This is a genomic window from Rhodobacter ferrooxidans (genome assembly GCF_000176015.1).
GTDB classification, from domain to species: Bacteria; Pseudomonadota; Alphaproteobacteria; order Rhodobacterales; family Rhodobacteraceae; genus Pseudorhodobacter_B; species Pseudorhodobacter_B ferrooxidans.
On sequence record NZ_ACYY01000007.1, the window covers coordinates 1 to 26,069 of the forward strand.

A 26,069-nucleotide genomic window follows, 5' to 3' on the forward strand; every position below is an offset into this window, starting at 1 on the left:
AGGCCTGCGTGGCCGGGGAAGACAAAATCCTTCGAAGGATTTTGCGAAAAGTTTTGGAAAACTTTTCGGCCTGCGCTGCGGCTTGCTCGCAGCCTCGCCCGGTGCCAGACTGCTGCGCGAAGGAGCCGCCATTGCCGCCCGCGCTTGTGATCTTCGACTGTGACGGCGTGCTGATCGACAGCGAGATCATCAGCGCCCGCATGCTGGTGGCGGAACTGGCCGGGCTGGGGGTGAAGATCGACCTCGACTATGTGGCGCGGCATTTTCTGGGGCGCAGCTATCCGGTGGTGATGGCGCAGATCCGCCGCGAATTCGGGCTGGACCTGCCGCCCGCCTTTGAGGACCGCTATCGCCAACGGTTGCTGGACGCCTTTGCCGCCGATCTGAAGATCATGCCGGGCGTGGCCGAGGTGCTGGCGCGGCTGCGGTTGCCCTATTGCGTGGCCACCTCCTCCAGCCCGGTGCGGGCGCGGCAGTCGTTGCAGATCGCGGGGCTGGGGCATCTGCTGGGGCCGCGGCTGTTCACCGCCAGCATGGTCGCCAATGGCAAGCCCGCGCCCGATCTGTTCCTGCATGTGGCCGCCACGCTTGGGGTGGACCCCGCGCGCTGTCTAGTGATCGAGGACAGCATCAACGGCGTGCGGGCCGGGCTGGCGGCAGGGATGGAGGTCTGGCGGTTTACCGGCGGCAGCCACCTGCGCGGGCTGGATATCCGCCCGCCCCCCGATGCCACCCCGCACCGGCAATTCAATGATTTCGCAGAATTTTTCGATGGCCTGACCGCAGCGGAGCCGCCATGACCGACAAACCCGATATCGACGCCACCCCCTTGGACGACGCCGCCCGCGCCGGTTGGCTTTACTATGTCGGCGGGCTGACGCAGGACCAGATCGCCCGCGAACTGGGGGTGTCGCGGCAGCGGGCGCAGCGGCTGGTGGGCCGGGCGATGGCGGAACGGCTGATCCATGTGCGGCTGGAACACCGCATCTCGGGGTGCCTTGATCTGGAAGCGGCGATGACCCGGCGCTTTGGCTTGCGGCTGTGCCGGGTGGCGCCGGGGCTGGGTGCCGATATCGACCCGCTGCCCAGCATCGCGCCCACGGCGGCGGCGGAGATCGAGCGGGTGCTGCGCTCGCCCGACCCCCTGGTGATTGCGCTGGGCACTGGCCGCACCCTGCGCGCCACGGTGGAAGAACTGACCCGGATGCAATGCGAGCAGCACCGGATCGTGTCGCTGAACGGCAACATCTCGCCCGACGGTTCCGCGTCGTATTACGACGTGATCATGCGCATTGCCGACCGGGTGCGCGCGCCGCATTACCCGATGCCGATGCCGGTGATCGCCCAGTCGCCCGAGGAACGTGACCTGTTCCATCAGCTCAAGCCGATCCGGTCGGTGCTGCAACTGGCGCAGGGCGCGGATGTGACCTTTGTCGGCGTCGGCCAGATGTCGGACGACGCGCCCTTGCTGAAGGACGGCTTCATCACCGCCGCCGAACTGGCCGGGATGCAGGCCGAAGGGGCGGCGGGCGAGGTGGCGGGCTGGGTCTATGATTCGGCGGGCCGCTACATGGAGACCAGCATCAACCACCGGGTGGCGGGCGTGCGGGTGGTGGCCGAGGAGGGGCGTCTGGCCATCGCCATCGCCGGTGGCCCGGCCAAGCTGACCGCGCTGGTGGCGGGGCTGAAGGGCCGGATTTTCAACGGCTTGGTCACCGACGAGCTGACCGCGCGCAAGCTACTGGCCGCCTCGATCCGCTAAGGCCCTGCCGCGCCCCGACAAGGCCGTTGACAGATTCTGAACTTGAGTGAATATTTGCTCACTACACGATGCAATGCTCACGTGTACCAAGGGAGGATACTGATGACGATCACGGTTCGGGCGCTTTTGGGCGCCTGCGCAGTCACGGCGCTTGGTTGCGCTGTTTCTGCCGAAACGATCACCGTCGCCACCGTGAACAACGGCGACATGATCCGCATGCAAGGCTTGATGGAGGATTTCAACGCCAAGCATCCCGATATCACCGTCGAATGGGTGACGCTGGAAGAAAACGTCCTGCGCCAGAAGGTGACCACCGATATCGCCACCAAGGGCGGCCAGTTCGACGTGCTGACCATCGGCACCTATGAAGTGCCGATCTGGGGCAAGCAGGGGTGGCTTTTGTCGCTGAACGACCTGCCCGCCGAATGGGATGCCGCCGACCTGCTGCCCGCGATTGCCGGTGGCCTGACGGTGGATGGCAACCTGTATGCCGCCCCGTTCTACGGCGAGTCGTCGATGGTGATGTATCGCACCGACCTGATGGAAAAGGCCGGGCTTACCATGCCCGAAGCCCCGACCTGGGCCGACATCAAGGCCGCCGCGGCGGCAATGACCGACAAGGACAACGAGATTTACGGCATCTGCCTGCGCGGCAAGGCCGGCTGGGGCGAGAACATGGCCTTCCTCACCGCCATGTCGAACTCGTTCGGCGCCAAGTGGTTCGACGAGGCCTGGACGCCGCAATTCGACCAGCAGCCGTGGAAGGACACCCTCGCGTTCTATCTGGACCTGATGACCAACTACGGCCCGCCGGGGGCATCCAACAACGGCTTCAACGAGAACCTGGCGCTGTTCCAGTCGGGCAAATGCGGCATGTGGATCGACGCCACGGTGGCGGCGTCCTTCGTGACCGGCAAGGACAGCACGGTGGCCGAGCATGTCGGCTTTGCGCTGGCCCCCGACAACGGTCTGGGCAAGCGCGGCAACTGGCTGTGGGCTTGGTCGCTGGCCATTCCGGCGGGCACCCAGAAGGAAGCCGCGGCCAAGACTTTCGTGGCCTGGGCGACCTCGAAGGAATATCTGGCGCTGGTTGCCGCCAAGGAAGGCTGGGCCAACGTGCCGCCGGGCACCCGTGCCTCGCTGTATGCCAACCCGGAATACCAGACGGTGCCCTTTGCCAAGATGACGCTGGACAGCATCAACTCGGCCGACCCGACGCATCCGACGGTTGACCCGGTTCCTTACGTCGGCGTGCAGTTCGTGGCGATCCCCGAGTTCCAGGGGCTTGGCACGGCGGTGGGCCAGCAACTGAGTGCAGCCCTTGCCGGCACGATGACCGCTGACGAGGCGCTGGCGGCCGCCCAGGCGCTGACGGTGACGGAAATGACCAAGGCCGGTTACATCAAGTAACCAGGCCACCTGCGGGGCCGGTTTCTCCCAGACCGGCCCCGCATTTTCCTTTCATCGCAAGGGGTTGAACATGGCCACCAAAGCCTCACGCACGGCGGCACGCGCGATGGTCTCGCCTGCGGTGATCTTGCTGCTGGGCTGGATGATCGTGCCTTTGGCGATGACCCTCTATTTCAGCTTCCTGCGCTACAACCTTTTGAACCCCACGCAGGGCGGCTTTGCCGGGTTTGACAACTACTATTATTTCCTGACCAATCCGGCGTTCTTTCAGGCGCTGACCAACACCCTGACGCTGGTGCTGGGGGTGCTGGTGATCACGGTGTTCGGCGGTATTGGTCTCGCGCTGTTGCTGGATCAGCCGATCTGGGGGCAGGGCGTGGTGCGGGTGCTGGTGATCGCCCCGTTCTTCGTGATGCCCACCGTCTCGGCGCTGGTCTGGAAGAACATGTTCATGAACCCGGTGAACGGCATGTTCGCCCACATGGCCAAGGCCATGGGGCTGCAACCCTACGACTTTCTGGCCCATGCGCCGCTGGCTTCGATCATCGTCATCGTGGCCTGGCAATGGCTGCCGTTTTCGACGCTGATCCTGCTGACGGCGCTGCAATCGCTTGACCGCGAGCAGCAGGAAGCGGCGGAGATGGATGGCGCTTCGGTGTTCAACCGCTTCGTCTATCTGACGGTGCCGCATCTGACCCGCGCGGTGACGGTGGTGATCCTGATCCAGACGATTTTCCTGCTGTCGGTGTTTGCCGAGATTCTGGTGACCACCAATGGTGGTCCCGGCACGGCGTCCACCAACATCAGCTATCTGGTCTATGCGCAATCGCTGCTGAATTACGATGTCGGCGGCGGCTCGGCGGGGGGGATCATTGCGGTGATCCTGGCCAATATCGTCGCCTTTTTCGTGATGCGGATGATCGGCAAGAACCTGGACGCATGACATGGCACGCAAAACCACCCAGACCCGCAAGGCCCTGACCACCGTCGCCGCATGGAGCATCGGTTTCCTGATCTTCTTTCCGATCCTGTGGACGGTGCTGATGAGCTTTCATTCCGAAGGCGACGCCATCAAGGGGCCGTTCGCCATGCTGGCCTCACCCTGGACCTTCGAGAGTTACGGCGAGGTGCAGCACCGTTCCAACTATGCGCTGCATTTCTGGAATTCGGTGGTGATCTCGTTCGGCTCGACCCTGGCTGCACTGGTGATCGCCATTCCGGCGGCCTGGGCGATGGCCTTCGTGCCGGGCAGGCGGACCAAGGACCTGCTGATGTGGATGCTTTCGACCAAGATGATGCCCTCGGTCGGGGTGCTGATCCCGATGTATCTGATGTTCCGCGATTTCGGCCTGCTGGACACGCGGTCGGGGCTGGTGGCGGTGCTGACGCTGATCAACCTGCCGATCGTGGTCTGGATGCTTTACACCTATTTCAAGGAAATTCCGGGCGAAATTCTGGAGGCGGCACGGATGGACGGGGCCTCGCTGCGCTCGGAGATCCTTCATGTGCTGACGCCCATGGCGGTGCCGGGGATTGCCTCGACGGTATTGTTGAACGTGATTCTCGCGTGGAACGAGGCGTTCTGGACGCTGCAACTGACCACGTCGGATGCCGCTCCGCTGACGCAGTTCATCGCCAGCTACTCCAGCCCCGAGGGGTTGTTCTACGCCAAGCTGTCGGCGGCTTCGACCATGGCGATTGCGCCGATCCTGATCCTTGGCTGGTTCAGCCAGAAACAACTTGTGCGCGGCCTGACCTTTGGCGCGGTGAAATGAGGGCGAAATGGGCAAGATAACCCTGCGCAATGTGGTGAAACGCTTTGGCGATGCCGAGGTGATTCCGCCGCTGGACCTGGATATCGAGAACGGCGAGTTCGTGGTGTTCGTCGGGCCGTCTGGCTGTGGCAAATCCACCCTGCTGCGGCTGATCGCCGGGCTGGAGGATACTTCGGACGGGGTGATTTCGATCGACGGGCTGGACGCCACCGACACGCCACCGGCCAAGCGCGGTCTGGCGATGGTGTTCCAGTCTTACGCGCTTTACCCGCATATGACGGTGCGCAAGAACATCGCCTTTCCGCTGAAGATGGCCGGGCTGTCGCCGGAGGCTGCGGCGAAGAAGGTCGAGGCGGCGGCGAAGGTGTTGAACCTGACCGCCTACCTTGACCGCAAGCCGGGGCAACTTTCCGGCGGCCAGCGCCAGCGCGTCGCCATCGGCCGTGCCATCGTGCGCGAACCGAAAGCCTTTCTGTTCGACGAGCCGCTGTCGAACCTTGACGCCGCCTTGCGGGTCAACATGCGGCTGGAAATCTCGGAACTGCACCAGACGCTGAAGACCACCATGGTCTATGTGACGCATGATCAGGTCGAGGCGATGACCATGGCCGACAAGATCGTGGTGCTGAATGCAGGAAGGATCGAGCAGGTCGGCAGCCCGCTGACGCTGTATAACCGCCCGGCCAACCTGTTCGTGGCGGGGTTCATCGGCAGCCCGAAGATGAATTTCGTCACCGGCGCCGAGGCGGAAGCCCATGGTGCGCCGACCATTGGCATCCGGCCTGAACACATTGATCTTTCGGCGCAAAATGGCGATTGGCAGGGCAAGGTCGGGGTGTCGGAACACCTTGGATCGGACACCTTCCTGCATGTCCATGTGCCCGAGGTCGGGGTTGTGACGGTGCGGGCGGGTGGCGAGGTGGCGGCGCGGCATGGCGATACGGTCTGGCTGACGCTACAGGCCGACAGGATTCATCGGTTCGGACCAGACGGAAAGGCACTCTGAATGAGGTTGCAGGGAAAATCGGCGCTGATCACCGGCTCGGCACGGGGTATTGGGAAGGCGTTTGCGCAGGCCTATGTGGCCGAAGGTGCGACTGTGGCGATTGCCGACATCAATCTGGCGGCGGCAGAGGCCACGGCGGCAGAGATCGGCCCCGCGGCCTATGCGCTGCATCTGGACGTCACCGATCAGGCCAGCATCGACGCCTGCATCGCCGCCGTGGTGGCGCGGCAGGGCGGTCTGGATATCCTGATCAACAATGCGGCCCTGTTTGACCTCGCCCCGATTGTCGAGATCACCCGCGCCAGTTACGACCGGCTGTTCGCCATCAACGTCGCAGGCACGCTGTTCACCCTGCAAGCCGCCGCCAAGGCGATGATCGCGCAGGGAAAAGGCGGAAAGATCATCAACATGGCGTCACAGGCGGGCAGGCGGGGCGAGGCGCTGGTGGCGGTCTATTGCGCCACCAAGGCCGCCATCATCAGCCTGACGCAAAGTGCGGGCCTCGATCTGATCAAGCACGGCATCAACGTCAACGCGATTGCCCCGGGCGTGGTGGACGGCGCGCATTGGGACGGGGTGGATGCGCTGTTCGCCAAGGCCGAGGGCCTGCCGAAGGGCGAGAAAAAGCGTCAGGTCGGGCTGGCGGTGCCCATTGGCCGGATGGCCACGGCGCAGGATCTGACCGGAATGGCGGTGTTTCTGGCCAGCGCCGACGCCGACTACATCGTGGCGCAAACCTACAACGTCGATGGCGGGAACTGGATGAGCTGATGGACCTTGGATTGACAGGAAAGACCGCCGTGATCACCGGCGGCTCGGTGGGCATCGGGCTGGGCGTGGCGAAAGCCTTTGCCCGCGAGGGCGCGCATCTGGTACTGGCGGCGCGGGGTGAGGATCGGGTGCGCGAGGTGGCCTTGGCGATTGCCGCCGAATACGGGGTAAAAACGCTGGGGGTGGGCTGCGATGTGTCCACCGCTGCGGGCTGCGATGCCCTGCTGGAGGCGGTGCAGGGCTTTGGCGGCGCCGACATTCTGGTGAACAACGCCGGAACCGGCTCTAACGAGACCATTCAGGACGCGCCCGACGACAAATGGCAGCACTACTGGGATCTGCATGTGATGGCAGCGGTGCGGCTGGCGCGCGGGCTGGCGCCGGTGATGGCGGCGCGCGGCGGTGGGGCGATCCTGAACAACGCCTCGATCTGCGCCGTGCAGCCCTTGTGGTACGAGCCGATCTACAACGTCACCAAGGCGGCGCTGCTGATGCTGTCGAAGAACATGGCGGCGGAGTTCATTGTGATGAACATCCGGGTCAATGCGGTGAACCCCGGCCTGATCCTGACCCCCGACTGGGTGAAGACCGCCAAGCAACTGGCTGCGGACGGCAACTGGGAGGGCTATCTGCAATCGGTGGCCGACGAGCACGCGCCGATCAAGCGGTTCGGCACCGTGGAAGAACTGGCCGATTTCTTCGTGTTCCTGTGCTCGGACCGGGCGTCCTATTCGGTCGGGTCAACCTACCATGTGGACGGCGGCATGCTGCGCACGCTGTGAAGGGCTTGAAACCATGAAACTTTCCAACGCCACCCTGAGCCAGCTACCCGCCGATGTGGCCCGCCCCGGATACGACCGCACAGCCCTGCGCCCCGGCATCGTGCATATCGGCTGCGGCAACTTTCACCGCGCCCATATGGCGGTGTATCTGGATGACCTGTTCGCCAAGGGGCTGGGGCACGACTGGGCGATCCTTGGCGCCGGGGTGCGTGCGGCGGATGGGCAGATGCGCGGCGCCCTGGCGGCGCAGGACTATCTGTCGTCGGTGATCGAACTGGCCCCCGGCGCGCACAAGGCGCGGGTGGTGGGGGCGATGACCGGTTTCGTGCAGGTTCAGCCGGGCAATGCGGCGCTGATCGCGGCGATGGCCGACCCGGCAATCCGCATCGTTTCGCTGACCGTCACCGAGGGCGGCTATTACATCGACCCGACCACCGGCACCTTCAGCCCGGAACACCCCGACATTCGCCGTGACGCGGCCAACCCCGAACGCCCCGATACAGCCTTTGGTGCCATCATCTCGGCACTGGCGGCACGGCGGGCCAAGGGCATCCCGCCTTTCACCGTGATGTGCTGCGACAACGTTCCGCACAACGGCCATGTCACCCGCGACGCCGTGGTGGGGCTTTGCCGCCTGTCCAACCCCGAACTGGCGGCCTGGATCGCCGCCAGCGTGGCGTTTCCGAACTCGATGGTGGACCGCATCACCCCGGCCACCGGCCCGCGCGAACGGGCGATGGCGGCGGATATGGGGCTGGACGATGCCGCCCCGGTGACCTGCGAGCCGTTCCGGCAATGGGTGATGGAGGATCATTTCCCTGCCGGTCGCCCGCCGCTGGAACAGGTGGGGGTGACTTTCACGCCCCATGTGGACGCTTTCGAGACCATGAAGATCCGCATCCTGAACGGCGGCCATGCGATCATCGCCTATCCCGGCGGGCTGGCCGATATCGAGCATGTGCACGAGGCGATGGCCGATGCGCAAATCCTTGCCTTTGTCGATGCGGTGCTGACGCGCGAGGTGCTGCCGATCGTGCCACCGGTGCCGGGGGTGGACCTTAGCGACTACAAGGCCCTGATCATCCAACGGTTTTCCAATCCCGAGGTGGCCGATACCGTGCGCAGGCTGTGCCTTGACGGCTCGAACCGGCAGCCGAAGTTCATCGTGCCCTCGATCCGCGACGGGCTGGCGGCGGGGCGGGATGTGGCGGGGCTGGTGCTGGCCTCGGCGCTGTGGTGCCGCTATTGCTTTGGCGAAAGCGAAAGCGGGGCGGTGATCGAACCCAATGACCCCAACTGGGACCGCTTGCAGGATCGCGCCCGCGCCGCGAAGGCGCACCCCGCCGAATGGCTGGCGATGCCCGAGGTTTACGGCGATCTGGTCAGCAACCCCAAGCTGGTGGTGGCCTTTGATCGTGCCCTGACGGCCGTCTGGCAGCATGGCAGCCGTGCGGCGATGGCGGCTTATCTGGAGCGCCGGGCCTAGGGGTTTCCCAAGCCCGACTCTGGGTCTGTCATTCGGACTGGCTGGTGGCCGGGCTGGCGAACACCGCGCCAAGTGCTGCCATCTGGCCTTCGCGGTCGCCCCCGGTCAGGGCGCTGACCGTGCTGTCAGCATTGGCGCCGGTCAGGCCAAGCCCGGACAGTGTGGCCACCACGTCATCGGCGCTTTTGCCCGAAAGCTGCGCCAGCACTGACACCGGCGCGTTGCCGACCGACTGCATCACCCCGGCAATCGCTTCGCCCGGCCCGCCACCACCCAGCGACAGGAACGACACCCCCAGCGCCAGCGCCCCCAGCCCCATGATCCCGGAGGCCAGCGGCCGCTTGAGGTAGGTGGTGAAGGCGCGCCAGTTCAGCCACAGATGCGCCAGCCCGCCGGCCACGAACAGCAGACCCGCCCATTCGTGCAGCTCTTTGGCCAGACCGGTGTTAAGATGAAAGAACATCAACACCCCGGTCACCCCCATCAGCAGAAAGGCCCCGATGACAAGCGGGGTGGCCCAGGCACGCAGCGAAACGGTCATTTTGGTATCCTCAGGTATCTTGTTGCATTTCGGGTATTGAACGCTGCGCGCCGCAACTTCCGTCGCCGCAGCGCAGAAGAATTCGCCCGACCAGTCGCCCGAAGGTGATTTGCGTGCCTTCTTCGGTCTCTGCTAGAATGTGCATCACGTCGTGCACCGTCAGTGCCGTGACACCGGCGGTTTGTGGCGCCCCGCGCCCGGGAAAGGCCCATTGAAAGGAGCCTGCCATGCCCAGCCTTGAACATCGCGAAACCACGGCGGCCATCGACGCGGTGGCGGAAGTGCTGACCCAGAGCCTTGATGCGCTGGAAGGCTATGCGACGATGGTCGAAAAGGCCGAACCGCAGTTTCGCCCGATTGCCGAGAGGTTCCGCGCCTTGCATGCCAGCCATTCCACCAGTCTGGCCGAGATGGTGAAACGGCTGGGCGGCGTGCCCGACATGAGCGGCTCTTACATGGGCAAGCTGGACAAGGCGGTGGTGACGCTGGCCTCGGTGTTCGGCGCCATCGACCAGCACGAAATGAAGCATGTGCGCAGCGGCGAACAGTCGGTGCTGCACGCCTTTGCCAAGGCGGTATCGGCCGGATTGCCTGCCAGCGAACAGGCGCGCGTGCTGACGATGCAGGGCGAGTTGCTGGCGCTGCTGGACAACACCCGCGATCTGGCCTGAGCCGCTGGCGCGATTGACAGCGTCATTGGCCGGCCTATGGTTTGCCCGACCGGCATCGGTCTTGCTTCAGGGGGCATCATGGATTTGCGGGCCTATACCGGCTTTGTCGCCGCCGCCGAGGCGATGAACATCACGCTGGCGGCGCAGCGGCTGAACCTGACGCAATCGGCGCTGTCGCGGCAGATCAAGGCGCTGGAGGAATCGCTGGGCGTGGCGCTGTTCGAGAAATCGGGGCGCAACGTGCGGCTGACCAATGCCGGGCAGGCGCTGTTTTCGCGCATCAACGCCGTGCTGATCGCAGACCGCACTCTGCGCACCTTTGCCGACGACATTGCCAACAGCCAGACCGGGCTTTTGAAGATCGGCTTCTGTTCGCAATTGATCGAGCGGTTTCTGCCAGAGTTTCTGCCCGCGTGGCGGGCGCAGAACCCGGATATCGACATCCGCATCGAGGATGGCGGCGGACCCGAGTTGGCCGAAAAGCTGCGGGCGGGCGAGGTGCATCTGACCGTCAGCGCCATGCCGGCCTCGCCGATCGCGCTGTTTGAATCGCTGCGGCTGGGCAAGCTGGGGTTTCTGGCGGTGGCGACGGCGGCGCATCTGCCTGCCAGCCCCCGCGCGGTCGAGATTGCCGATCTGATGGCGCTGCCGATCCTGACGCTGAACCGCCGCCACGCCTCGCGCGAGGTGTTCGATGCGGCCTGCCGGTTGCTGGGGGCGGTGCCGCAGGTGGTGCTGGAAAGCAGCGCGCCGGCCACGTTGTTTGCGATGGCGGCGGGGGGCAACGGGGTGGCGGTGGTGCCCTCGTCGGCGCAGGTGCAGGGGCGGGCGCTGGTCAGCCGCCCCATCGCCCTGCGCGGCACGCCGATCGAGTTCGAGATCGGCGCGATGTGGAACAGCCGCGCGCCGCTGCCGCTGTATGGTCGCCGTTTTGTGGCCGATCTGGCGGCGCACATGCGGCAGGGCGAGACGGCGGCGCTGGCGCTCAACCCGCGGCTGATCGCCTGAGACCGATGCGCGATCCGCATGGGTTGGCGATAAAACAATTCATTGGACGTATGGTTTGAAGCCGCACTAGGGTCGGAAAACCGCAGTGCGCCGGGCCAACCGGCGGATGCGGATTTGTCGGGGACAGCATGGCCATTCTGCGCAGCTTTGGCTGGAAAAGCCTGAATCAAGAGCGGATCGTGCTGGCGATTGCCATCGGTCTGTTCGTGATGGCCGCGCTGGCGCTGCCGGGGTTTCTGACCACCGGCAATCTGGTGGCAATCCTGCGCTCGGTCTCGGTGCTGGGGATATTGGCGCTGGGCATGGCGGTGGTGGTGATCGGCCGCGGCATCGACCTGTCGATGGTGGCGGTGATGGCGATGTCAGTGGCCTGGTATCTGCAGATGCTGGGCAATGGCGTGGCCGATGGCACGGCTTTCGCACTGGTGCTGGCCGCGGTGATCGGCGTCGGTTTGGTCAACGGCTTTCTGGTGGCCTATGCCGAGGTGCCGGCGATTTTCGTGACGCTGGCCAGCGGGTCGTTCGTGTTCGGCTTCGTGCGCTCGCAACTGATCTCGCAGGACGCGGTGCCGGTGCCGCGCGGTCATTGGGTGGAAACCCTGGGGCGGCTGCGGCTGGCCTCGGTGCCGCCAGAGGTGTTCCTTTTCGCAGGCCTGGCGTTTCTGGCCTTCCTGTTCCTGCGCTTCAGCCGCTGGGGCCGCTTTGTCTATTACGCCGGAGACAACCCGCAGGCTGCGCGCAACATCGGCATCCCGGTGCGGCCGATGCTGATGCTGCGCTATGTGATCTCGGCGCTGGCGGCATTGGTGGCGGGGCTGCTGACGGCGGCCAGCCTGCAGACCATCAACACCCGCATGGTGAACTCGACCCTGCTTTACGACATCGTGCTGGTGGCGGTGATCGGTGGCATCGGCCTTTCCGGCGGCAAGGGCGGGGTGCGCAACGTGCTTTATGGTGCTGCGCTGATCGGCATCCTGCTGAACGCCATGACCATCATCGACATTCCGCTGCTGTATCAGAACCTGATCAAATCGACCATCCTGCTGGCCGCCATTATCTTCGACGGCGTGATCAACCCGCGCGATGAACAAACCGCCCAACAGGGCGACATCTGACCAACCTCAACAGGGAAAGGGACGACAATGAAGCTTCTCAAGACCATGGTTTCCGCGATTGCATTGGCGGCGGCGCTGATGACCCCGGCGATGGCCGAAGACCCGGGCCCGGCCGCCTATTCCGCCGCCCTGACTGGCAAGAAGGTGGTCCTGGTGCCGCTGGCGATGGGGTTCGACCTGGCGCAGGGCTGGTCGGCCATCCTGAAACGCGAGGTCGAGGCCTTTGGCGGCAGCTTCGAGACCCGCGACCCGAACTGGTCGACCGAAGCGGGTGCCCAGGCGCTGACCGAGGCGATCTCGTCCGACCCGCACCCCGATGTGCTGGTGGTGATGTCGCCCGACCTGAACTCTTTCGCCAAGATCCTGAAAAAGGCGCAGGAGGCCGGGATTTATGTGATCCTGATCGACAACCCCGCCAACTTCCCCGCCGATGCCTATGTCGGCTCCGACTGGAACAAGCTGGGGCAGCTGGAGGCCGAGGCGGTCATCAAGGGCTGTGGCGAAGGCTCGTCGGGCAAGATCGGGCTGGTGCAGGGCGACCAGGTCAACGCCACCTCGCTTTACCAGTATGAGGGCATCATGAAGGTGCTGGCCGAGCATCCCGAATTCAGCGTTGTCGCCAAGCCCGACAGCAACTGGGATGCCACCACCGCCCGCAACGTCACCGCCACCATGCTGCAACAGAACCCCGACATCTGTGGCATCATCGACTTCTGGGATGCCACCGCTGCGGGCACTTCGGCGGCGATCCGCGACGCCGGGCTTTCCGACAAGGTGTTCCTGGTCACCACCGGCGGCGGCGAAAAGACCGCCGATTGCGCCACGCTGGAGGATGGCACTTACGGTGCCGTGGTGATGACCGACCTTGCGCGCGAGTCGGGCGACATGGTGGCGATGATCAAGTATCTGCTGCAAAGCGGTCAGCCGGCCGGCACCGCCTCGCCTTATATCTACACGCTGTTGAAGGCCACGACCAAGGCCGACCTTGCCCCCGACAGCTGCTGGGATCTGAAAGCCATGCAAGCCGCCGCGGGCAACTGAGCCGGCCTTTCCCGACCGGGCGGCGCGCGGGGTTTGAAAACCCCGCGCGCCGCCCCCCTTCCTGACCGAGCATAGCTGATGACCCTGCGAGAGCGGCTGCAAGCCTGGCGCTACAACCTTGTGCCCGATCATCTGATCGGCGAGATCCTGACCAAGCGCTGGACCGACAACGCCATTCCGTTCCTGGCGCTGGTGGTGACGGTGGCGACCTTCGGCACGCTGATCCCCGGCTTCTTCAAGCCGTTGTCCTTGCAGGAAAGCACCCGCCAGTTGGGCGAGTTCTCGCTGGTCGTTATCGGCCTGACGGTGGTGATGCTGGGCGGCGGCATCGACCTTGCGGTGGGGTCGATCTTTGCGCTGTCCGCCTTTGCCGCGGTGTCGTGCTTTTTCATCTTCGAGCTGCCGGTCTGGGTGGCCTTTGCCGCCTCGCTGGCGGTTGGTGCGGCGTTTGGCGCGATCAACGGCTATCTGATCGGCTATCTGCGGCTGCGGGCGTTTCTGACCACGCTGGTGACCTTCATCATCGGCCGGGCGATCTATGACATTCTGGTGGTGGCTTTTGCATCCCGGGTGCAGATGTCGTCCGCCACCTCGCCCATCTGGGATTTCATCGGGGATGGCACGGCCTTGGGAATTTCGGTGCCGGTCTGGGCGGCCTTCGGGCTGGCCATCGTCACCCACATCGCGCTGACCCGCTCGCGCCCCGGCTGGCATGTGCTGGCGGTGGGCGGCTCGCGCCGCTCGGCCTACAACGCCGGCATCAAGGTGCGGCGCACCGTGTTCCTGACCTATGTCTTCTCGGGCCTGACGGCGGCCACCGCCGGTTTCCTGATCGCCACGCGGCTGTCGGGCGCTGGCCCCGGCACTGGCCAAGGCCTTGAAATTGCGGCACTTACGGCGGCGGTGGTGGGCGGCAACTCGCTTGGCGGCGGGCGCGGCTCGGTGGCCAAGGGGCTGATGGGCGCCATCATCGTGCTGGTGATGACCAACGGGTTGATCCGGCTGGGCTATGGCACCGGCACCAACCAGATGGTGCTGGGCCTGCTGCTGGCGGTGGCCGTCACCATCGACATCCGCTGGCTGAAAAACCGCCACAAGGTGCTGAACGAGGTTTATGTGGCGCCGGTCTATCTGGCGATGGGGCCGACGCAATCGGCCGAACCCGGATCGGGCACGCCCTATGCGCTGAACAACCGGCTGTCGGTGGCCGATGCCATCGGGCTGGGGGCGCTGGAAGGGCCAGAGGATGTGATCCTGGATGCCGACGACCATCTGTATTGCGGCACAAGGCATGGCGAGATCGTGCGGTTCTTTGCCCCCGACTACACGCGGTCCGAAGTGTTCGCCCATGTCGGCGGCTTTCCCCTGGGTCTGGCCTTCGACGCGAGCGGCAACCTGATCTCCTGCGTCGGTGCCATGGGGCTCTATTCCATCTCGCCCGACCGGCAGGTGACCAAGCTCTCGGCGGAAACCGCGCGGTCGCTGACCTCGATCGTCGATGACGCAAGGCTGCGCGACCCCAACGACCTCGACATCGCCCCCGACGGCAAGATCTATTTCACCGACAGCACCAAGCGCTACGACGCCCACGACTGGACGCTGGACAGCATCGAGAACCGCGCCACCGGGCGGCTGCTGGTCTTTGATCCCAAGGATGGCTCCACCAAGACGCTGCTGGACGGCTATCGCTATACCAATGGCGTCTGCATGGCGCATGACAACAAGTCGTTGTTCTTTGCCGAAAGCTGGGCCTGCCGGATTCACCGCTACTGGCTGGAAGGGCCAAAGGCGGGCACGGCGGAATGTGTGATCCGCGACATGCCGGGCTATCCTGACAACATCAACCGCGCCTCGGATGGCACATACTGGATGGCCTGGCTGGGGATGCGCACGCCCAGCTTCGACCTTTCCTTGCGGCATCCAGCGATGCGCAAGCGGATGGCGCGCAGGCTGCCGCAGGATGAATGGCTGTTTCCCAACATCAACACCGGCGGCGTGGTGAAGTTTGATGAACAGGGCCGCATCATCCAGACCATGGGCGATCTGGGGGGCGCGTCGCATGCCATGGTCACCTCGATGCGCGAGCACAAGGGGCAGTTGTTCATCGGCGGCATCTTCAACAACCGCATCGGCCGGTTTGCAATCGAAGGTGCCGACCCCGACTGGACCGGGATGCGCGCCTATTGGGGGGCAAAGCCATGATCTTCGACCCCATTCTGGATATCTTCCGCGGCAAGGCCGTTACCATCCCGCCGCTGGATGGGGCCTTCCGCCCCAACACCGCGCTGGACGATGCGCCGGTGTTCGCGCAAATGCCCGCGCCCGACAATCTGGTGTTCTGGCAGGGCCGGGTGGTGGCCAGTTCCGGGGCGAACCTGATGGACCCGGGCGGCGACGTGGTGCAGCGGTTTGGGGCCGATGTCACGGCCCTTGCCGTCTCGCCCACAGGCGATCTGGCGGTGGGGCTGGCGGATGGCAGCCTGTCGGTTGGAGGGGCGGCGGTTGCCCTGCCCGCCGATGTGCGCTGCATCACAGCGCTGGCCTATGGCCCCGACGGGCGGCTGTGGCTGGCCAATGGCTCGGCCAGCCTGCCGCCCGGCCAATGGGCGGCGGATCTGATGATGAAGAACGCCTCCGGCTCGGTCTGGGTGCAGGATGGCGGCTGGCAGAAGGTGGCGGGAGGGCTGGCCTGGCCCTACGGGCTGCTGCCCGATGCGGCGGGGGTGATTGTCTCCGAGGCGTGGCGGCACCGGTTGCTGCGGCTGGGGCAGGGCAAACCGCAGCCGATGCTGGAAAGCCTGCCCGGCTATCCCGCGCGGCTGGCCTCGGCAGCGGGAGGTGGGGCCTGGCTGGCGCTGTTTGCGCCGCGCAACCGGCTGATCGAGTTCGTGTTGCAGGAAACCCATTACCGGCTGGCGATGATGGCCGAGGTGCCGCCCGCGTTCTGGATCGCCCCGGCGCTGGCCTCGGGCCGCAGCTTCCTTGAACCCCTGCAATGCGGCGGCATCCGCATGCTGGGGGTGCACAAGGCCTGGTCACCGACCCGGTCCTATGGCCTCGTGGTGCGGCTGGGGGCCGACATGACACCGCTGTTCAGCCTGCACAGCCGCGCCAATGGCACGCGCCACGGCGTCACCTCGGTGCTGGAGCATCAGGGCCAGCTGCACATCGCGGCCAAGGGCGGCGACTGCGTGCTGTCGGCGGGCCACACTGCGGAGGCGCGCTGATGCAACCGATCCTGAAACTGGAGGCGATCTCGAAGGCCTACCGTGGCGTGCCTGCGGTCAGCGGTGTGGATTTCACCCTGATGCCCGGCGAGATTCATGCGCTGCTGGGGGAAAATGGCGCGGGCAAATCCACGCTGACCAAGATCATGGCCGGGGTGGTGCAGGCATCCTCGGGCCGGATGTTCCATCACGGGGTGGAAACCAGTTTCGCCACCCCCAATGCGGCCCTCGCGGCGGGCATTGCCATGGTGTTTCAGGAAACCTCGCTGGTGCCGTCGATGACGGTGGCGCAGAACCTGTATCTGGGGTCGGAAAGCTTCCTGAACCGGCTGCGCGGCATCACCATTTCCGCCCAGCAATTCCTGCAATCGCTGAATTTCGGGGTCGATCCGACGGCGATGGTGGAAACCCTGGGGGCCGCCAAGCGCCAGATGGTCGAGATCGCCCGCGCCGTGCATCACAATGCCGAGGTGATCATTTTCGATGAACCCACCGCCACTTTGACGCCCGAGGAAAAGCGGCATTTCTTCGCGCTGCTGCGCCGGCTGAAGGCGCGCGGCGTGTCGATCATCTTCATCAGCCACGCGCTGGAGGAGGCTTTGGCGATTTCCGACCGCATCACCATCCTGCGCGATGGCGAATTGGTCATCACCGGGGAAACCAGCAGTTTCAGCCGCGAAAGCATCATCGCCGCCATGGTCGGGCGCAGCCTTTCGGCCTCGATCTACAAGGCGCGCGACGATGCCGCCCTGCGCAAACCGGGGCGCAAGGTATTGTCGGTGCAGGATATTTCCATGGGCGCCATGGTGCGCAATACCTCGTTTTCGGTGTTCGAGGGCCAGATCACCGGCGTGTTCGGCCTGATCGGCTCGGGTCGCACCGAGACCTTCAAGATCGTGGCCGGCATCGCCAAGCGCGACTTCCTGCGCGGCGGCACCATCACGCTGGACGATCGTCCGGTGCGCTATGTCACGCCCTATCCGGCGGTGCGCGACGGCATCATCTATGTCACCGAGGACCGCAAGTCCGAAGGCATCTTCGAGACGATGAGCGTGGGCGAAAACCTGTTCGGCGGCTTGCTGGCCTCGGGCAAGGCCAAGGCGCGGGTGGTGCGGCTGGCCGACATCAAGGCGCTGGCCGCCGACTGGACCGCGCGGCTGAACATCCGGGTGCTGAACGCCGACGCCCGCGTGGTCGAGCTTTCGGGGGGCAACCAGCAGAAGGTGGTGATCGGCAAGGGCCTGGTGCAGGCGCCGCGCGTGGTGATCTTTGACGAGCCGACCCGCGGTGTCGATGTGGCGGCGATTGCCGAAATTCACCAGATCATCAACGGCTTGGCCGATGCGGGGTTGGCGGTGGTGGTGATCTCCAGCTACCTGCCCGAGGTTCTGAACCTGTCGGACCGCATCCTGGTGTGCCGTCAGGGCCGGATCGTCGAGGAGTTGTCGCCCACCGAGGCGACCGAGGAAAAGATCATGTATGCGGCGGTGCATTGATGCGGCGCCCAAGGAACGGAGCAAGGAAATGACCCGCACGACCTGGACCTATTACAAGGGCGACTGGCATCAGGGGGATGTGCGCATCCTGGGGGCGGCCTCGCACGCCACCTGGCTGGGCTCGCTGGTGTTCGACGGCGCGCGGCTGTTCGAGGGGGTGGCGCCCGATCTGGACCGCCACTGCGCCCGGGTGAACGATTCCGCCGTGGCGCTGGGGCTGATTCCGACGCTGACCGGGCCGGAAATTCAGGCGCTGGCCTTCGAAGGGCTGAAGAAATTCGCCCCCGGCACCGATGTCTATATCCGGCCGATGTATTGGGCCGAGCTTTCCGACACCGGCATCCTGCCGCCCAAGCCCGAGTCCACCGATTTCGCGCTGTGCCTTGAAGAAATGCCGATGGTGGCGCCGACCGGTTTTACCATCACCACCACCCGCTTTCGCCGCCCCACCATGGAGGTGATGCCGGTCAACGCCAAGGCCGCCTGCCTTTACGCCAACAACGCCCGCATGGTGCGCGAGGCGCAATCGCGCGGCTACCAGAACGCGCTGACCTGCGATGCCAACGGCAATGTGGCCGAACTTGCCACCGCCAACGTGTTCATGGCGCGGGGCGGCGAAGTGTTCACCCCGCAGCCCAACGGCACCTTTCTGGACGGCATCACCCGGCAGCGGGTGATCTGGCTTTTGCGCCGGGCCGGGGTGACGGTGCATGAAACCACCCTGACCGTGCAGGATTTCCGCGAGGCCGACGAGATCTTTTCCACCGGCAACGTCTCGAAGGTGGTGCCGGTGATCGGGTTCGACGACCGGAAACTGGCGTTCGGGCCGATCGCGCAACAGGCACGCAAACTTTACTGGGATTGGGCGAAAGCCTGAAAGAGAGGACATCATGGCAACCGTGAAACTGCTGACCGACGCCGAGGCCGAGGCCATTCCGCAAGTGAAGGCGGTGTTCGACGACATCCGCGCCACCCGAAAATCGGATTTCGTCAACAATTTCTGGCGCGCGCTGGCCAATCAACCGGCCTTGCTGCAAAGCACCTGGACCAGCCTGAAGGCGGTGATGGCCGCCGACAGCACCCTCGGCCCGGCGTTTCAGGAGATGATCTATATCGCGGTTTCCACCGCCAATGGCTGCAGCTACTGCATCCATTCCCACACCGCCGCCGCCCGCGCCAAGGGCATGACCGAGGCGCAACATGCCGAACTGCTGGCGATCATCGGACTTGCGGCGCAGACCAACCATCTGGTGACGGCGTTGCAGGTGCCGGTGGACCCCGTGTTCCTGATCGAAGGCTGACCCCAATGGACAAGGCCCTGATCGCCTATGCCCCCGGCGGCCCCGAGGTCATGCAATGGCAAGACCTGGCCACCCCCGCGCCCGGCCCCGGCGAGGTGTTGCTGCGCCAGACCGCCATCGGGGTGAATTTCCTCGATGTCTATCACCGCTCGGGGCTTTACCCCTGGGCCACGCCCACGATGATCCCGGGGGCCGAGGCGGCAGGCGTGGTCGAGGCGGTCGGCCCCGCCGTGACCGATTTTGTCCCCGGCGACCGGGTGGCCTATGTGCTGTCAAATGGTGCCTACCGCCAGCGCCGTGTGGTGCCGGCCGAGCGGTTGCTGGCGCTGCCGGATGGCATTTCCGATGTGCAGATCGCCGGGGCACTGCTGAAGGGGCTGACGGCGCAATACCTGGTCAATGCCTGCTATGCCGTGCAGCCGGGCGATACCGTGCTGGTGCATGCGGCGGCGGGTGGTGTGGGGTTGCTCTTGGGGCAATGGCTGAAGGCGCTGGGCGCCACCGCCATCGGCACCGCCGGTTCGGCCGAGAAGGTGGCACTGGCCCGCCAGCACGGCTATGCCCATGTCATCAACTATCGTAGCGACGATTTCGTGGCGGCGGTGCGCGATCTGACCGCCGGGCAGGGGGTGGCCGCGGTTTACGACTCGGTGGGGCAGGACACCTGGGCGGGGTCGCTGCAATGCCTGCGCCGGCGCGGGATGTTTGTCAGTTTCGGTCAGGCCTCGGGGATGATTCAGGGCTTTGCGCTGGCCGATCTGGCCAAGGGCGGCTCGCTGTCCGCCACAAGGCCGGTGCTGTTCGATTTCATCGCCAGCCGCGCCGAACTCATGTCGCGCAGCGCTGATCTGTTCGCCCGGCTGGCCAGCGGCAGCCTGCAAACCCAGGCGCCGCACTGCCGACCCTTGCAGGAAGCCGCCGCCGCCCATGCCGATCTGGAGGCGCGGCGCACCACGGGGTCCAGCGTTTTGCTGGCCTGAGCCTGCGGCAATCGGCGCTTTGCATGGCCGCCACACAGCGCCATGTTGTCGGCAATGACGCAAGAGGCCGCCATGCCCGATCCAACTGCCGCTGCCGCAGGTCTTGCAGCCGAGACACGGCAGATTTTCGGCCGCGACTGGCTGTGCGCCGGTCGCGTTGAAAGCCTGCCCGATCCGGGGTGCTATCTGACGCTTCAGGTGGCCGATCAGCCGGTGGTGGTCTTGCGCGATGCCGACGGCCAGTTGCGGGCGATGCTGAACCTGTGCCTGCACCGCAAGCTGCCGTTGCTGCAAGGCCGTGGCAAGGTGGCGGCGATCACCTGCCCCTATCATGCGTGGAGCTATCGACTGGATGGCCATCTGCGTGGCGCGTCCAGCCTGCTGGGGCAGGGGCTGTGCCAGGCGCAGACCACGCTGCACCCGCTGCGGCTGCTGGTCTGGCAGGGCTGGCTGCTGCTGACGCTGAACCCCGGGGCAGCCCGGCCCACCGAGGCGCTGGCCGAGGTGGCCCGCTGGATCGCACCTTGCGACATGACGGGTTATGCCGAGGTCCTGTGCGAAGATTTCCGCTGGCCGATCGACTGGAAGGCGCTGGCCGGCAGTTTCATCCAGAACGGCGCGCCGCTGCCCGGCGCTGCGGGTAGTCAGTCGGTGCTGGAAACCGATGTGGTGCACCTTGCTGCCGCCCAACCCGCAGGCACGCCGCTGCCGGGCGACCGGCGTCACCTGACCTGGCTGCTGGCGATCTATCCCGGCCTGCTGATCACCCTGACCCCGAAGTGCCTGTGGTATCTGTGCCTGACACCCGATGGCGCCGATGCCGTGCGGTTGCATTTTGGCGCCGCCCTCGCCCCCGGCCACCACGACGACCCCGACGCCCAGGCCCTGCTGGCACAGGTCATGACGCTGCTGCAAGCGGTGCAGGACGACGCCCGCGACCCAGGCCTGCCCGATGGCGCCTTTGGCCGCTATCTGGCCAGTCGGCTACCGGCATGATGGCGGCCAAGGCCGGGGGGCTGTCTGCCCCCCGGACCCCCCGAGGATATTTGTGCAAAGGAGAATGCATCGGCATCTTCCTGGACCAAATACCCATCGACCTTGGCCACATTCACACCGTATGCAGGTAAAGATCGAAATCGACCTCGGAAATGGTGCGGGCGACGCGGGCGTATTCGGCGGCCTTGATGGCGGTGAAGGTGCGGTGCATGTCTTCCCCCAGCGCGAATTTCAGGAACTCCGATGCCGTCGCCGCCTCGATCGCACCCCGCCAATCGACCGGTATTGGCGGCGCGTCCTGCGGGCCGGTGTAGCCGTTGCCGGTGGTTTCCGGGCCGGGGTCGATCTGGTGCGTCAGTCCGTGGCGGATGCCGGCCAGCACGGTGGCGGCCACGAGGTAGGGGTTGGCGTCCACCCCGGCCGGGCGATGCTCGATCCGCCGGGCCTTGATGTCGCCTGCCGGGATGCGCAGCGCCACCGAGCGGTTGTTCACCCCCCAGGTCGGGCTGACCGGCGCATAGGATTGCGCGGCAAAGCGGCGCCAGGAATTGGCGTGCGGCGCGAAAACCAGCATCGACTCGCCCATGGTGGCGCGCAGGCCGCCCAGGGCGTGCAGGATGGTGTCGGACCACTGGCCCTCCACCGCCTCGACGAACACATTCTTGCCCGCGGCGTCCAGCATCGACACATGGAAATGCATCCCCGACCCGGCATAGGCCTCGACCGGTTTGGCCATGAAACAGGCGGTGACGCCGTGGCTGCGGGCCTGCGCGCGCACGATGCGCTTCAGCCGCATCAGATCATCCGCCGCCTGCATCACATCGGCGCGGTAGTGCAGCGTCAGCTCATACTGGCCGGGGGCGTATTCCGAGATCATGGTCTCGGCCTTGATGCCGGCCAATGCGGCGGCGGCGTAGATGTCGGAAAACAGCGGCAACATGCCGTGCAGGTGATCGACCGAATAAACTTCGGTCTTGGCCGAAGCCCGCCCGTCCAGCACGTCGCGGGCGGGCTGCACCTTGCCATCCGGGCCACGGTCGTTGGCCAGCAGGAAGAACTCCAACTCGAACGCACCCGCGGGGTAAAGCCCTTCGGCGGCCAGCGCATCGACCTGCGCCTGCAAGGCGTGCCGCGGGTCGGAGGTCATCTTGGCGCCATCCAGATCATACATCGACATGAACACCTCGCCGCGCGCCGGTCTGGTGCCATGCAGCGCCACCAGCGTGCCCGGGATCGGCCAGGCCCGAAGATCGCCATCGCCCTGATCCCAGATCAGCCCGGTTTCATGCACATCCTCGCCGCAGATATCCAGCCCCAGGATCGAGATCGGCAGGTGCCGCCCGCCCTTGTAGAACGACAGCAGTTCGTGCCGCCGGATGATCTTGCCGCGGCCGATGCCGTTGGCGTCGTGCAGCACGATGTCGAAGGCCTCGATTTCGGGATGGGCGGCCAGAAAGGCTTCGGCCTCGGCGACGGTAGAGCCCGAGGGGCTGGGGATTTGGGTCATGGGAAACTCAGGTGAAAAGGTGGGTCAGGATTTCGTCGAAGGCGGCAATCAGCCGGTCGATCTGGCGTTTGCGGGTGGCGGGGCTGATCAGCATCATGTTGTGGAACGGCGCAATCAGGCAGCCGCGGTTCAGCAGCGCCAGATGCAGGGCGGCCTCCAGATCGGGGTGATGGGCGGTGGCGGCCTGGGTGCCATTGGTCAGCGGGCCGGGGGCACAGATGAACTCGACCCGGGCACCCACCCGCACCACATGCCAGGGCGCGCGATGGGCGTCGATCACCCGCGCAAGGCCCGCCGACAGCCGTGTGGCGCCTTTTTCCATGCGGTCATAGGCGTCTTGGGTCATCACGTCCTGCAAGGTGGCGCGCAGGCAGGCGAATTGCATCGGGTTGCCGGAAAGCGTGGTGCCCATGCCGGAATGGCCCGCGGGGCGCGTGGCATTGTAGGCGGCAAACCGTTCCGCCAGATCGGGGCGCAGGCCCCAGACGGCGGTCGGCATCCCCCCCGCCACGCATTTGCCCACCACCAGAATGTCGGGCGACAGGCTGTGCACCCGGCCGTAACCGCCCAAGCCACTGGAGATGGTATGGGTCTCGTCCAGGATCAGCAGCGCGCCATAGCGGCGGCTGAGGGTGCGCAGGGCGTCGTGAAACCCGGCCTCGGGCAGCACCATGCAGGAGTTGGTCAGCACCGGCTCGGTCAGGATCGCGGCAATCTCGCCGCTTTGCAACGCCGCCTCGACTGCCGCCACATCGTTGAACTCGACGCAAGTGGCGGTCAGGCCAAGGTCGGCAACCTGACCCACAAGCCCTTGCCGCGCCACGGTTTTGCCGTCGCGCATCTCCACCATCGCCTCGTCCACCGTGCCATGATAGCAGCCGTTGAACACCAACACCTTGGGCCGCCCGGTGACGGCACGCGCCACCCGCAAGGCAAAGCGGTTGGCATCGGTGGCGGTGGTGGCCACCTGCCAGCGAAAATCGCCAAAGCGTTTGGTCAGCAGCCGCCCGGCCTCCAGCGCGTCTTCGCTGGGCAGCATATAGGTCAGCCCCAGCCGCGCCTGCTTGCGGATGGCGCGGGCCACCGGTTTGGGCGAATGGCCGAACATCGAGCCGGTGTCGCCCAGGCAGAAATCATCGAGGCCATAGCCGTCGATATCGGTCAGCCGCGCGCCCTTGGCCTTGGCCACCAGCAGCGGGAAGGGCATCGGCCAGTCGGTCATCCAGTGCATCGGCACGCCGGCAAGCCAGGCCCCGGCACCCGCCGCCAGCGCCGCCCGGGTCTGCGGCCGGGTTTTGCCATAGCGCCGCGACTCGCGGCTGGCCAGCGCCTGAAGGCGGTCGGGTCGGACGCCTGCGATCAGATCGGTTTCAGCCGGCATGGTGCCCCCGCGGTTGCAAGCCTCCCTTATGCGACCTGATTTGATCAAATTCAAGGTGGCAGATTGGCCGGGCTTGACGTGGCGGCGGCGCTGGCATGTTGTGGCCGCAGACCACCGCCACGCCGGAGCAACCGATGATAGACCCCGCCTATGCCGACACCCTTGCCGACTGGCGCGCCGCGCGGCTGGCGGACCTTGCCGCCGAGGATGGCTGGCTGAACCTGACCGACCGGCTGGAGTTGACCCCCGGCACGCATCGGGTCGGCAGCGCCGCCGACAATGACCTGGTGCTGACGGCAGGCCCGGCGCACCTGGGGGTGTTGGTGCTGGACGACGATGGCCGCGCCAGCCTGCGGACCGAAGGTGGCGCTGCCCTGCCGTTCCAGCCGCAGCCCGAAACGCCCGCCCGGCTGCGCCATGCCGGGCTGTTGCTGGAACTGCATGTGGTCGAAGGTGCCCCGGCGCTTCGGGTGCGCGACATCGACGCCCCGTATCGCCGCAATTTCAACGACTTGCGCTATTTCCCGACCAACCCGGCCTGGTGCATCCGGGCCGCTTGGCAGGCTTTCGACGCACCGCAGGCCTTGGCCATCGACATGGTGAATGGCGTGGCAAGCTCGGTCACCCTGACCCATCGCGCGGTGTTTCAGCACGACGGCCAGCGCATCGACCTGCTGCCGACGCATCTGAAGCAGGGCAAACCGATGTTCGTGTTCCGCGACCGGACGGCGGGGCAGGAAACCTACGCCGCCTCGCGCTTCCTGTTTGGCGAGGATGCAAGCGACGGCCAGATCACGCTGGATTTCAACAAGGCCTTCAACCCGCCCTGCGCCTTTACCGACCACGCCATCTGCCCGCTGCCGCCGCAGCAGAACATCCTGCCGTTCCGCATCGAGGCCGGGGAACTGCTGCCGCAGCTTTAACGCGCCCGCATCGCCCGCCGCTCCAGCGCGCCGAACAGCGAGGCAAGGCCGAAACAGATCACGAAATAGATCGCCGCCACCAGCAGCCAGACCTCGAACATGCTGCGGGTGGTGATGCCGGCCTGCTGCGCCTGAAACGTCAGGTCGGGCACCGAGACCAACGAGGCCAGCGCCGAAAACTTGATCATCAGGATGAACTCGTTGGCCAGCGGTGCCCAGACCCGCGCCAGCGCCTGCGGCAGGATCACCCGCCGCATGGCACTTGCCCAGCCCATCCCCAAAGCCTGCGCCGCCTCCATCTGGCCGGTGCCGACGGCGTTGACCCCGGCGCGAATGATCTCGGCGATGAAGGCGGCGGCGTAAAGGCCGATGGCGGCGGCGGCGGACAGGAACGGCCCGATCTGCCGGGGCGGGCCGAACAACACCTCCAGAGCCGCCAGCGTCTGCGGGCTGGCCGACCGCACCGCCGATTGCAGCCCGGTCAGCGGGATCACCTGACTGGACAGGAAAAAGTAGAAGATGAACAGGAACACCAGCGGCGGGATGTTGCGGATCAGCCCGACATAGACCGCGGCCAGCGTCCGCGCCGTGGGGCTGGGAACAACGCGCATCAACCCGATTGCCAGCCCGACGACCAGCGCCACCACCCCGCCCCACAGCGCCAGCCGCAGCGTGGTGAACAGCCCCAGCAGGATGATGTTGGGCACCCAATCGCCACTGACGGGGTCGCGGCGGATCACGAAATCCGCCAGCACGCCCCATTGCCAGCGGTAGTTCATGCCCGTCTGCAGCCGCGCCAGCACGAACCAGACTGCCGCCGCCACGGTGCAAAGCACCACAACGTCGATCAGCCCGAACCGTGCCTTGCCGCTGCCTGGGATCATCGGTGC

25 protein-coding genes are annotated in these 26,069 nt (G+C 65.7%); 21 read left to right on the forward strand and 4 right to left on the reverse strand.

Going from position 1 to position 26,069, the window contains the following annotated elements; translation table 11 throughout:
- Window positions 1–131 precede the first annotated feature (131 nt).
- The 9 genes from RSW2DRAFT_RS06705 to RSW2DRAFT_RS06745 all read left to right on the forward strand — a co-directional run bounded on the left by RSW2DRAFT_RS06705 (window position 132) and on the right by RSW2DRAFT_RS06745 (window position 8,992).
- Window positions 132–800: an HAD family hydrolase gene (locus RSW2DRAFT_RS06705; RefSeq protein WP_008029323.1), complete on the forward strand. Its 669-nt coding sequence runs from the start codon at window positions 132–134 to the stop codon at window positions 798–800.
- On the forward strand, window positions 797–1,762 hold the full coding sequence (locus tag RSW2DRAFT_RS06710) for a sugar-binding transcriptional regulator (RefSeq protein ID WP_008029325.1): 966 nt from the start codon (window positions 797–799) through the stop codon (window positions 1,760–1,762). The genes RSW2DRAFT_RS06705 and RSW2DRAFT_RS06710 overlap by 4 nt, the downstream gene beginning before the upstream one ends.
- Window positions 1,763–1,864: 102 nt before the next feature.
- The gene (locus tag RSW2DRAFT_RS06715) at window positions 1,865–3,172 is read left to right on the forward strand and encodes an ABC transporter substrate-binding protein (protein WP_008029327.1); all 1,308 of its coding nucleotides are present in this window, start codon (window positions 1,865–1,867) and stop codon (window positions 3,170–3,172) included.
- Between the two features lie 70 nt (window positions 3,173–3,242).
- The gene (locus tag RSW2DRAFT_RS06720) at window positions 3,243–4,115 is read left to right on the forward strand and encodes a carbohydrate ABC transporter permease (RefSeq protein ID WP_008029329.1); all 873 of its coding nucleotides are present in this window, start codon (window positions 3,243–3,245) and stop codon (window positions 4,113–4,115) included.
- 1 nt (window position 4,116) lies between these two features.
- Window positions 4,117–4,947 (forward strand): carbohydrate ABC transporter permease, encoded by an 831-nt coding sequence (locus RSW2DRAFT_RS06725; protein ID WP_008029331.1) that lies wholly within the window; start codon window positions 4,117–4,119, stop codon window positions 4,945–4,947.
- Window positions 4,948–4,954: 7 nt separating this feature from the next.
- The gene (locus RSW2DRAFT_RS06730) at window positions 4,955–5,953 is read left to right on the forward strand and encodes an ABC transporter ATP-binding protein (RefSeq protein ID WP_008029333.1); all 999 of its coding nucleotides are present in this window, start codon (window positions 4,955–4,957) and stop codon (window positions 5,951–5,953) included.
- Window positions 5,954–6,724 (forward strand): L-iditol 2-dehydrogenase, encoded by a 771-nt coding sequence (locus RSW2DRAFT_RS06735; protein WP_008029334.1) that lies wholly within the window; start codon window positions 5,954–5,956, stop codon window positions 6,722–6,724.
- Window positions 6,724–7,506: an SDR family NAD(P)-dependent oxidoreductase gene (locus RSW2DRAFT_RS06740; RefSeq protein WP_008029335.1), complete on the forward strand. Its 783-nt coding sequence runs from the start codon at window positions 6,724–6,726 to the stop codon at window positions 7,504–7,506. Before RSW2DRAFT_RS06735 ends, RSW2DRAFT_RS06740 begins: the two co-directional genes overlap by 1 nt.
- A 13-nt stretch (window positions 7,507–7,519) precedes the next feature.
- On the forward strand, window positions 7,520–8,992 hold the full coding sequence (locus tag RSW2DRAFT_RS06745) for a mannitol dehydrogenase family protein (RefSeq protein ID WP_008029337.1): 1,473 nt from the start codon (window positions 7,520–7,522) through the stop codon (window positions 8,990–8,992).
- Window positions 8,993–9,020: 28 nt separating this feature from the next.
- Here the strand turns inward: RSW2DRAFT_RS06745 and RSW2DRAFT_RS06750 are convergent, their stop codons facing one another.
- Window positions 9,021–9,533: a DUF4405 domain-containing protein gene (locus tag RSW2DRAFT_RS06750; protein ID WP_008029339.1), complete on the reverse strand. Its 513-nt coding sequence runs from the start codon at window positions 9,531–9,533 to the stop codon at window positions 9,021–9,023.
- A 227-nt stretch (window positions 9,534–9,760) separates the two neighbouring features.
- Between RSW2DRAFT_RS06750 and RSW2DRAFT_RS06755 the strand changes: the two genes are divergently transcribed.
- The 11 genes from RSW2DRAFT_RS06755 (at window position 9,761) to RSW2DRAFT_RS06805 (ending at window position 21,368) form a co-directional block, all read left to right on the forward strand.
- Complete coding sequence (locus RSW2DRAFT_RS06755) at window positions 9,761–10,204, forward strand: DUF2383 domain-containing protein (RefSeq protein ID WP_008029341.1); 444 nt, start codon at window positions 9,761–9,763, stop codon at window positions 10,202–10,204.
- Between the two features lie 78 nt (window positions 10,205–10,282).
- Window positions 10,283–11,212 carry a LysR family transcriptional regulator gene (locus tag RSW2DRAFT_RS06760; RefSeq protein ID WP_008029343.1) on the forward strand — a complete coding sequence of 310 codons (930 nt, stop codon included), beginning with the start codon at window positions 10,283–10,285 and terminating at the stop codon, window positions 11,210–11,212.
- Window positions 11,213–11,340: 128 nt separating this feature from the next.
- Window positions 11,341–12,327: an ABC transporter permease gene (locus RSW2DRAFT_RS06765; protein WP_008029345.1), complete on the forward strand. Its 987-nt coding sequence runs from the start codon at window positions 11,341–11,343 to the stop codon at window positions 12,325–12,327.
- 27 nt (window positions 12,328–12,354) lie between these two features.
- Window positions 12,355–13,368 carry a sugar ABC transporter substrate-binding protein gene (locus RSW2DRAFT_RS06770; protein ID WP_008029347.1) on the forward strand — a complete coding sequence of 338 codons (1,014 nt, stop codon included), beginning with the start codon at window positions 12,355–12,357 and terminating at the stop codon, window positions 13,366–13,368.
- A gap of 78 nt (window positions 13,369–13,446) precedes the next feature.
- Window positions 13,447–15,570, forward strand: a complete 2,124-nt coding sequence (locus RSW2DRAFT_RS06775) for an ABC transporter permease (protein ID WP_008029349.1) — start codon at window positions 13,447–13,449, stop codon at window positions 15,568–15,570.
- A complete protein-coding gene (locus RSW2DRAFT_RS06780) occupies window positions 15,567–16,595 on the forward strand; it encodes an SMP-30/gluconolactonase/LRE family protein (protein WP_008029352.1) in 1,029 nt (342 codons plus the stop codon). Before RSW2DRAFT_RS06775 ends, RSW2DRAFT_RS06780 begins: the two co-directional genes overlap by 4 nt.
- Complete coding sequence (locus tag RSW2DRAFT_RS06785; RefSeq protein ID WP_008029354.1) at window positions 16,595–18,091, forward strand: sugar ABC transporter ATP-binding protein; 1,497 nt, start codon at window positions 16,595–16,597, stop codon at window positions 18,089–18,091. Before RSW2DRAFT_RS06780 ends, RSW2DRAFT_RS06785 begins: the two co-directional genes overlap by 1 nt.
- Window positions 18,092–18,119: 28 nt before the next feature.
- On the forward strand, window positions 18,120–18,968 hold the full coding sequence (locus RSW2DRAFT_RS06790) for a branched-chain amino acid aminotransferase (protein WP_008029355.1): 849 nt from the start codon (window positions 18,120–18,122) through the stop codon (window positions 18,966–18,968).
- Window positions 18,969–18,981: 13 nt separating this feature from the next.
- Window positions 18,982–19,392 carry a carboxymuconolactone decarboxylase family protein gene (locus tag RSW2DRAFT_RS06795; protein ID WP_008029357.1) on the forward strand — a complete coding sequence of 137 codons (411 nt, stop codon included), beginning with the start codon at window positions 18,982–18,984 and terminating at the stop codon, window positions 19,390–19,392.
- A gap of 5 nt (window positions 19,393–19,397) precedes the next feature.
- Complete coding sequence (locus tag RSW2DRAFT_RS06800; protein ID WP_008029359.1) at window positions 19,398–20,372, forward strand: quinone oxidoreductase family protein; 975 nt, start codon at window positions 19,398–19,400, stop codon at window positions 20,370–20,372.
- 72 nt (window positions 20,373–20,444) lie between these two features.
- Window positions 20,445–21,368 (forward strand): aromatic ring-hydroxylating oxygenase subunit alpha, encoded by a 924-nt coding sequence (locus tag RSW2DRAFT_RS06805; RefSeq protein ID WP_008029362.1) that lies wholly within the window; start codon window positions 20,445–20,447, stop codon window positions 21,366–21,368.
- A 112-nt stretch (window positions 21,369–21,480) separates the two neighbouring features.
- On the opposite strand, the gene RSW2DRAFT_RS06810 is transcribed toward RSW2DRAFT_RS06805, so the two are convergent.
- The gene (locus RSW2DRAFT_RS06810; protein WP_008029363.1) at window positions 21,481–22,875 is read right to left on the reverse strand and encodes a glutamine synthetase family protein; all 1,395 of its coding nucleotides are present in this window, start codon (window positions 22,873–22,875) and stop codon (window positions 21,481–21,483) included.
- Between the two features lie 7 nt (window positions 22,876–22,882).
- Window positions 22,883–24,256, reverse strand: coding sequence for an aspartate aminotransferase family protein (locus RSW2DRAFT_RS06815; RefSeq protein ID WP_008029365.1), 1,374 nt, complete (start codon window positions 24,254–24,256; stop codon window positions 22,883–22,885).
- Window positions 24,257–24,351: 95 nt separating this feature from the next.
- Between RSW2DRAFT_RS06815 and RSW2DRAFT_RS06820 the strand changes: the two genes are divergently transcribed.
- On the forward strand, window positions 24,352–25,179 hold the full coding sequence (locus RSW2DRAFT_RS06820) for a DUF1684 domain-containing protein (protein WP_232209660.1): 828 nt from the start codon (window positions 24,352–24,354) through the stop codon (window positions 25,177–25,179).
- On the opposite strand, the gene RSW2DRAFT_RS06825 is transcribed toward RSW2DRAFT_RS06820, so the two are convergent.
- A complete protein-coding gene (locus tag RSW2DRAFT_RS06825; protein WP_008029369.1) occupies window positions 25,176–26,063 on the reverse strand; it encodes an amino acid ABC transporter permease in 888 nt (295 codons plus the stop codon). The two genes, RSW2DRAFT_RS06820 and RSW2DRAFT_RS06825, sit on opposite strands and share 4 nt — an antisense overlap.
- Between the last annotated feature and the right edge of the window lie 6 nt (window positions 26,064–26,069).

Coding starts and splice junctions, on each gene's coding strand:
- RSW2DRAFT_RS06710 (WP_008029325.1), top strand. CDS start 797: ATGACCGACAAACCCGATATCGACGCCACCCCCTTGGACGACGCCGCC.
- RSW2DRAFT_RS06715 (WP_008029327.1), top strand. CDS start 1,865: ATGACGATCACGGTTCGGGCGCTTTTGGGCGCCTGCGCAGTCACGGCG.
- RSW2DRAFT_RS06720 (WP_008029329.1), top strand. CDS start 3,243: ATGGCCACCAAAGCCTCACGCACGGCGGCACGCGCGATGGTCTCGCCT.
- RSW2DRAFT_RS06725 (WP_008029331.1), top strand. CDS start 4,117: ATGGCACGCAAAACCACCCAGACCCGCAAGGCCCTGACCACCGTCGCC.
- RSW2DRAFT_RS06730 (WP_008029333.1), top strand. CDS start 4,955: ATGGGCAAGATAACCCTGCGCAATGTGGTGAAACGCTTTGGCGATGCC.
- RSW2DRAFT_RS06735 (WP_008029334.1), top strand. CDS start 5,954: ATGAGGTTGCAGGGAAAATCGGCGCTGATCACCGGCTCGGCACGGGGT.
- RSW2DRAFT_RS06740 (WP_008029335.1), top strand. CDS start 6,724: ATGGACCTTGGATTGACAGGAAAGACCGCCGTGATCACCGGCGGCTCG.
- RSW2DRAFT_RS06745 (WP_008029337.1), top strand. CDS start 7,520: ATGAAACTTTCCAACGCCACCCTGAGCCAGCTACCCGCCGATGTGGCC.
- RSW2DRAFT_RS06750 (WP_008029339.1), bottom strand. CDS start 9,533: ATGACCGTTTCGCTGCGTGCCTGGGCCACCCCGCTTGTCATCGGGGCC.
- RSW2DRAFT_RS06755 (WP_008029341.1), top strand. CDS start 9,761: ATGCCCAGCCTTGAACATCGCGAAACCACGGCGGCCATCGACGCGGTG.
- RSW2DRAFT_RS06760 (WP_008029343.1), top strand. CDS start 10,283: ATGGATTTGCGGGCCTATACCGGCTTTGTCGCCGCCGCCGAGGCGATG.
- RSW2DRAFT_RS06765 (WP_008029345.1), top strand. CDS start 11,341: ATGGCCATTCTGCGCAGCTTTGGCTGGAAAAGCCTGAATCAAGAGCGG.
- RSW2DRAFT_RS06770 (WP_008029347.1), top strand. CDS start 12,355: ATGAAGCTTCTCAAGACCATGGTTTCCGCGATTGCATTGGCGGCGGCG.
- RSW2DRAFT_RS06775 (WP_008029349.1), top strand. CDS start 13,447: ATGACCCTGCGAGAGCGGCTGCAAGCCTGGCGCTACAACCTTGTGCCC.
- RSW2DRAFT_RS06780 (WP_008029352.1), top strand. CDS start 15,567: ATGATCTTCGACCCCATTCTGGATATCTTCCGCGGCAAGGCCGTTACC.
- RSW2DRAFT_RS06785 (WP_008029354.1), top strand. CDS start 16,595: ATGCAACCGATCCTGAAACTGGAGGCGATCTCGAAGGCCTACCGTGGC.
- RSW2DRAFT_RS06790 (WP_008029355.1), top strand. CDS start 18,120: ATGACCCGCACGACCTGGACCTATTACAAGGGCGACTGGCATCAGGGG.
- RSW2DRAFT_RS06795 (WP_008029357.1), top strand. CDS start 18,982: ATGGCAACCGTGAAACTGCTGACCGACGCCGAGGCCGAGGCCATTCCG.
- RSW2DRAFT_RS06800 (WP_008029359.1), top strand. CDS start 19,398: ATGGACAAGGCCCTGATCGCCTATGCCCCCGGCGGCCCCGAGGTCATG.
- RSW2DRAFT_RS06805 (WP_008029362.1), top strand. CDS start 20,445: ATGCCCGATCCAACTGCCGCTGCCGCAGGTCTTGCAGCCGAGACACGG.
- RSW2DRAFT_RS06810 (WP_008029363.1), bottom strand. CDS start 22,875: ATGACCCAAATCCCCAGCCCCTCGGGCTCTACCGTCGCCGAGGCCGAA.
- RSW2DRAFT_RS06815 (WP_008029365.1), bottom strand. CDS start 24,256: ATGCCGGCTGAAACCGATCTGATCGCAGGCGTCCGACCCGACCGCCTT.
- RSW2DRAFT_RS06820 (WP_232209660.1), top strand. CDS start 24,352: ATGTTGTGGCCGCAGACCACCGCCACGCCGGAGCAACCGATGATAGAC.
- RSW2DRAFT_RS06825 (WP_008029369.1), bottom strand. CDS start 26,063: ATGATCCCAGGCAGCGGCAAGGCACGGTTCGGGCTGATCGACGTTGTG.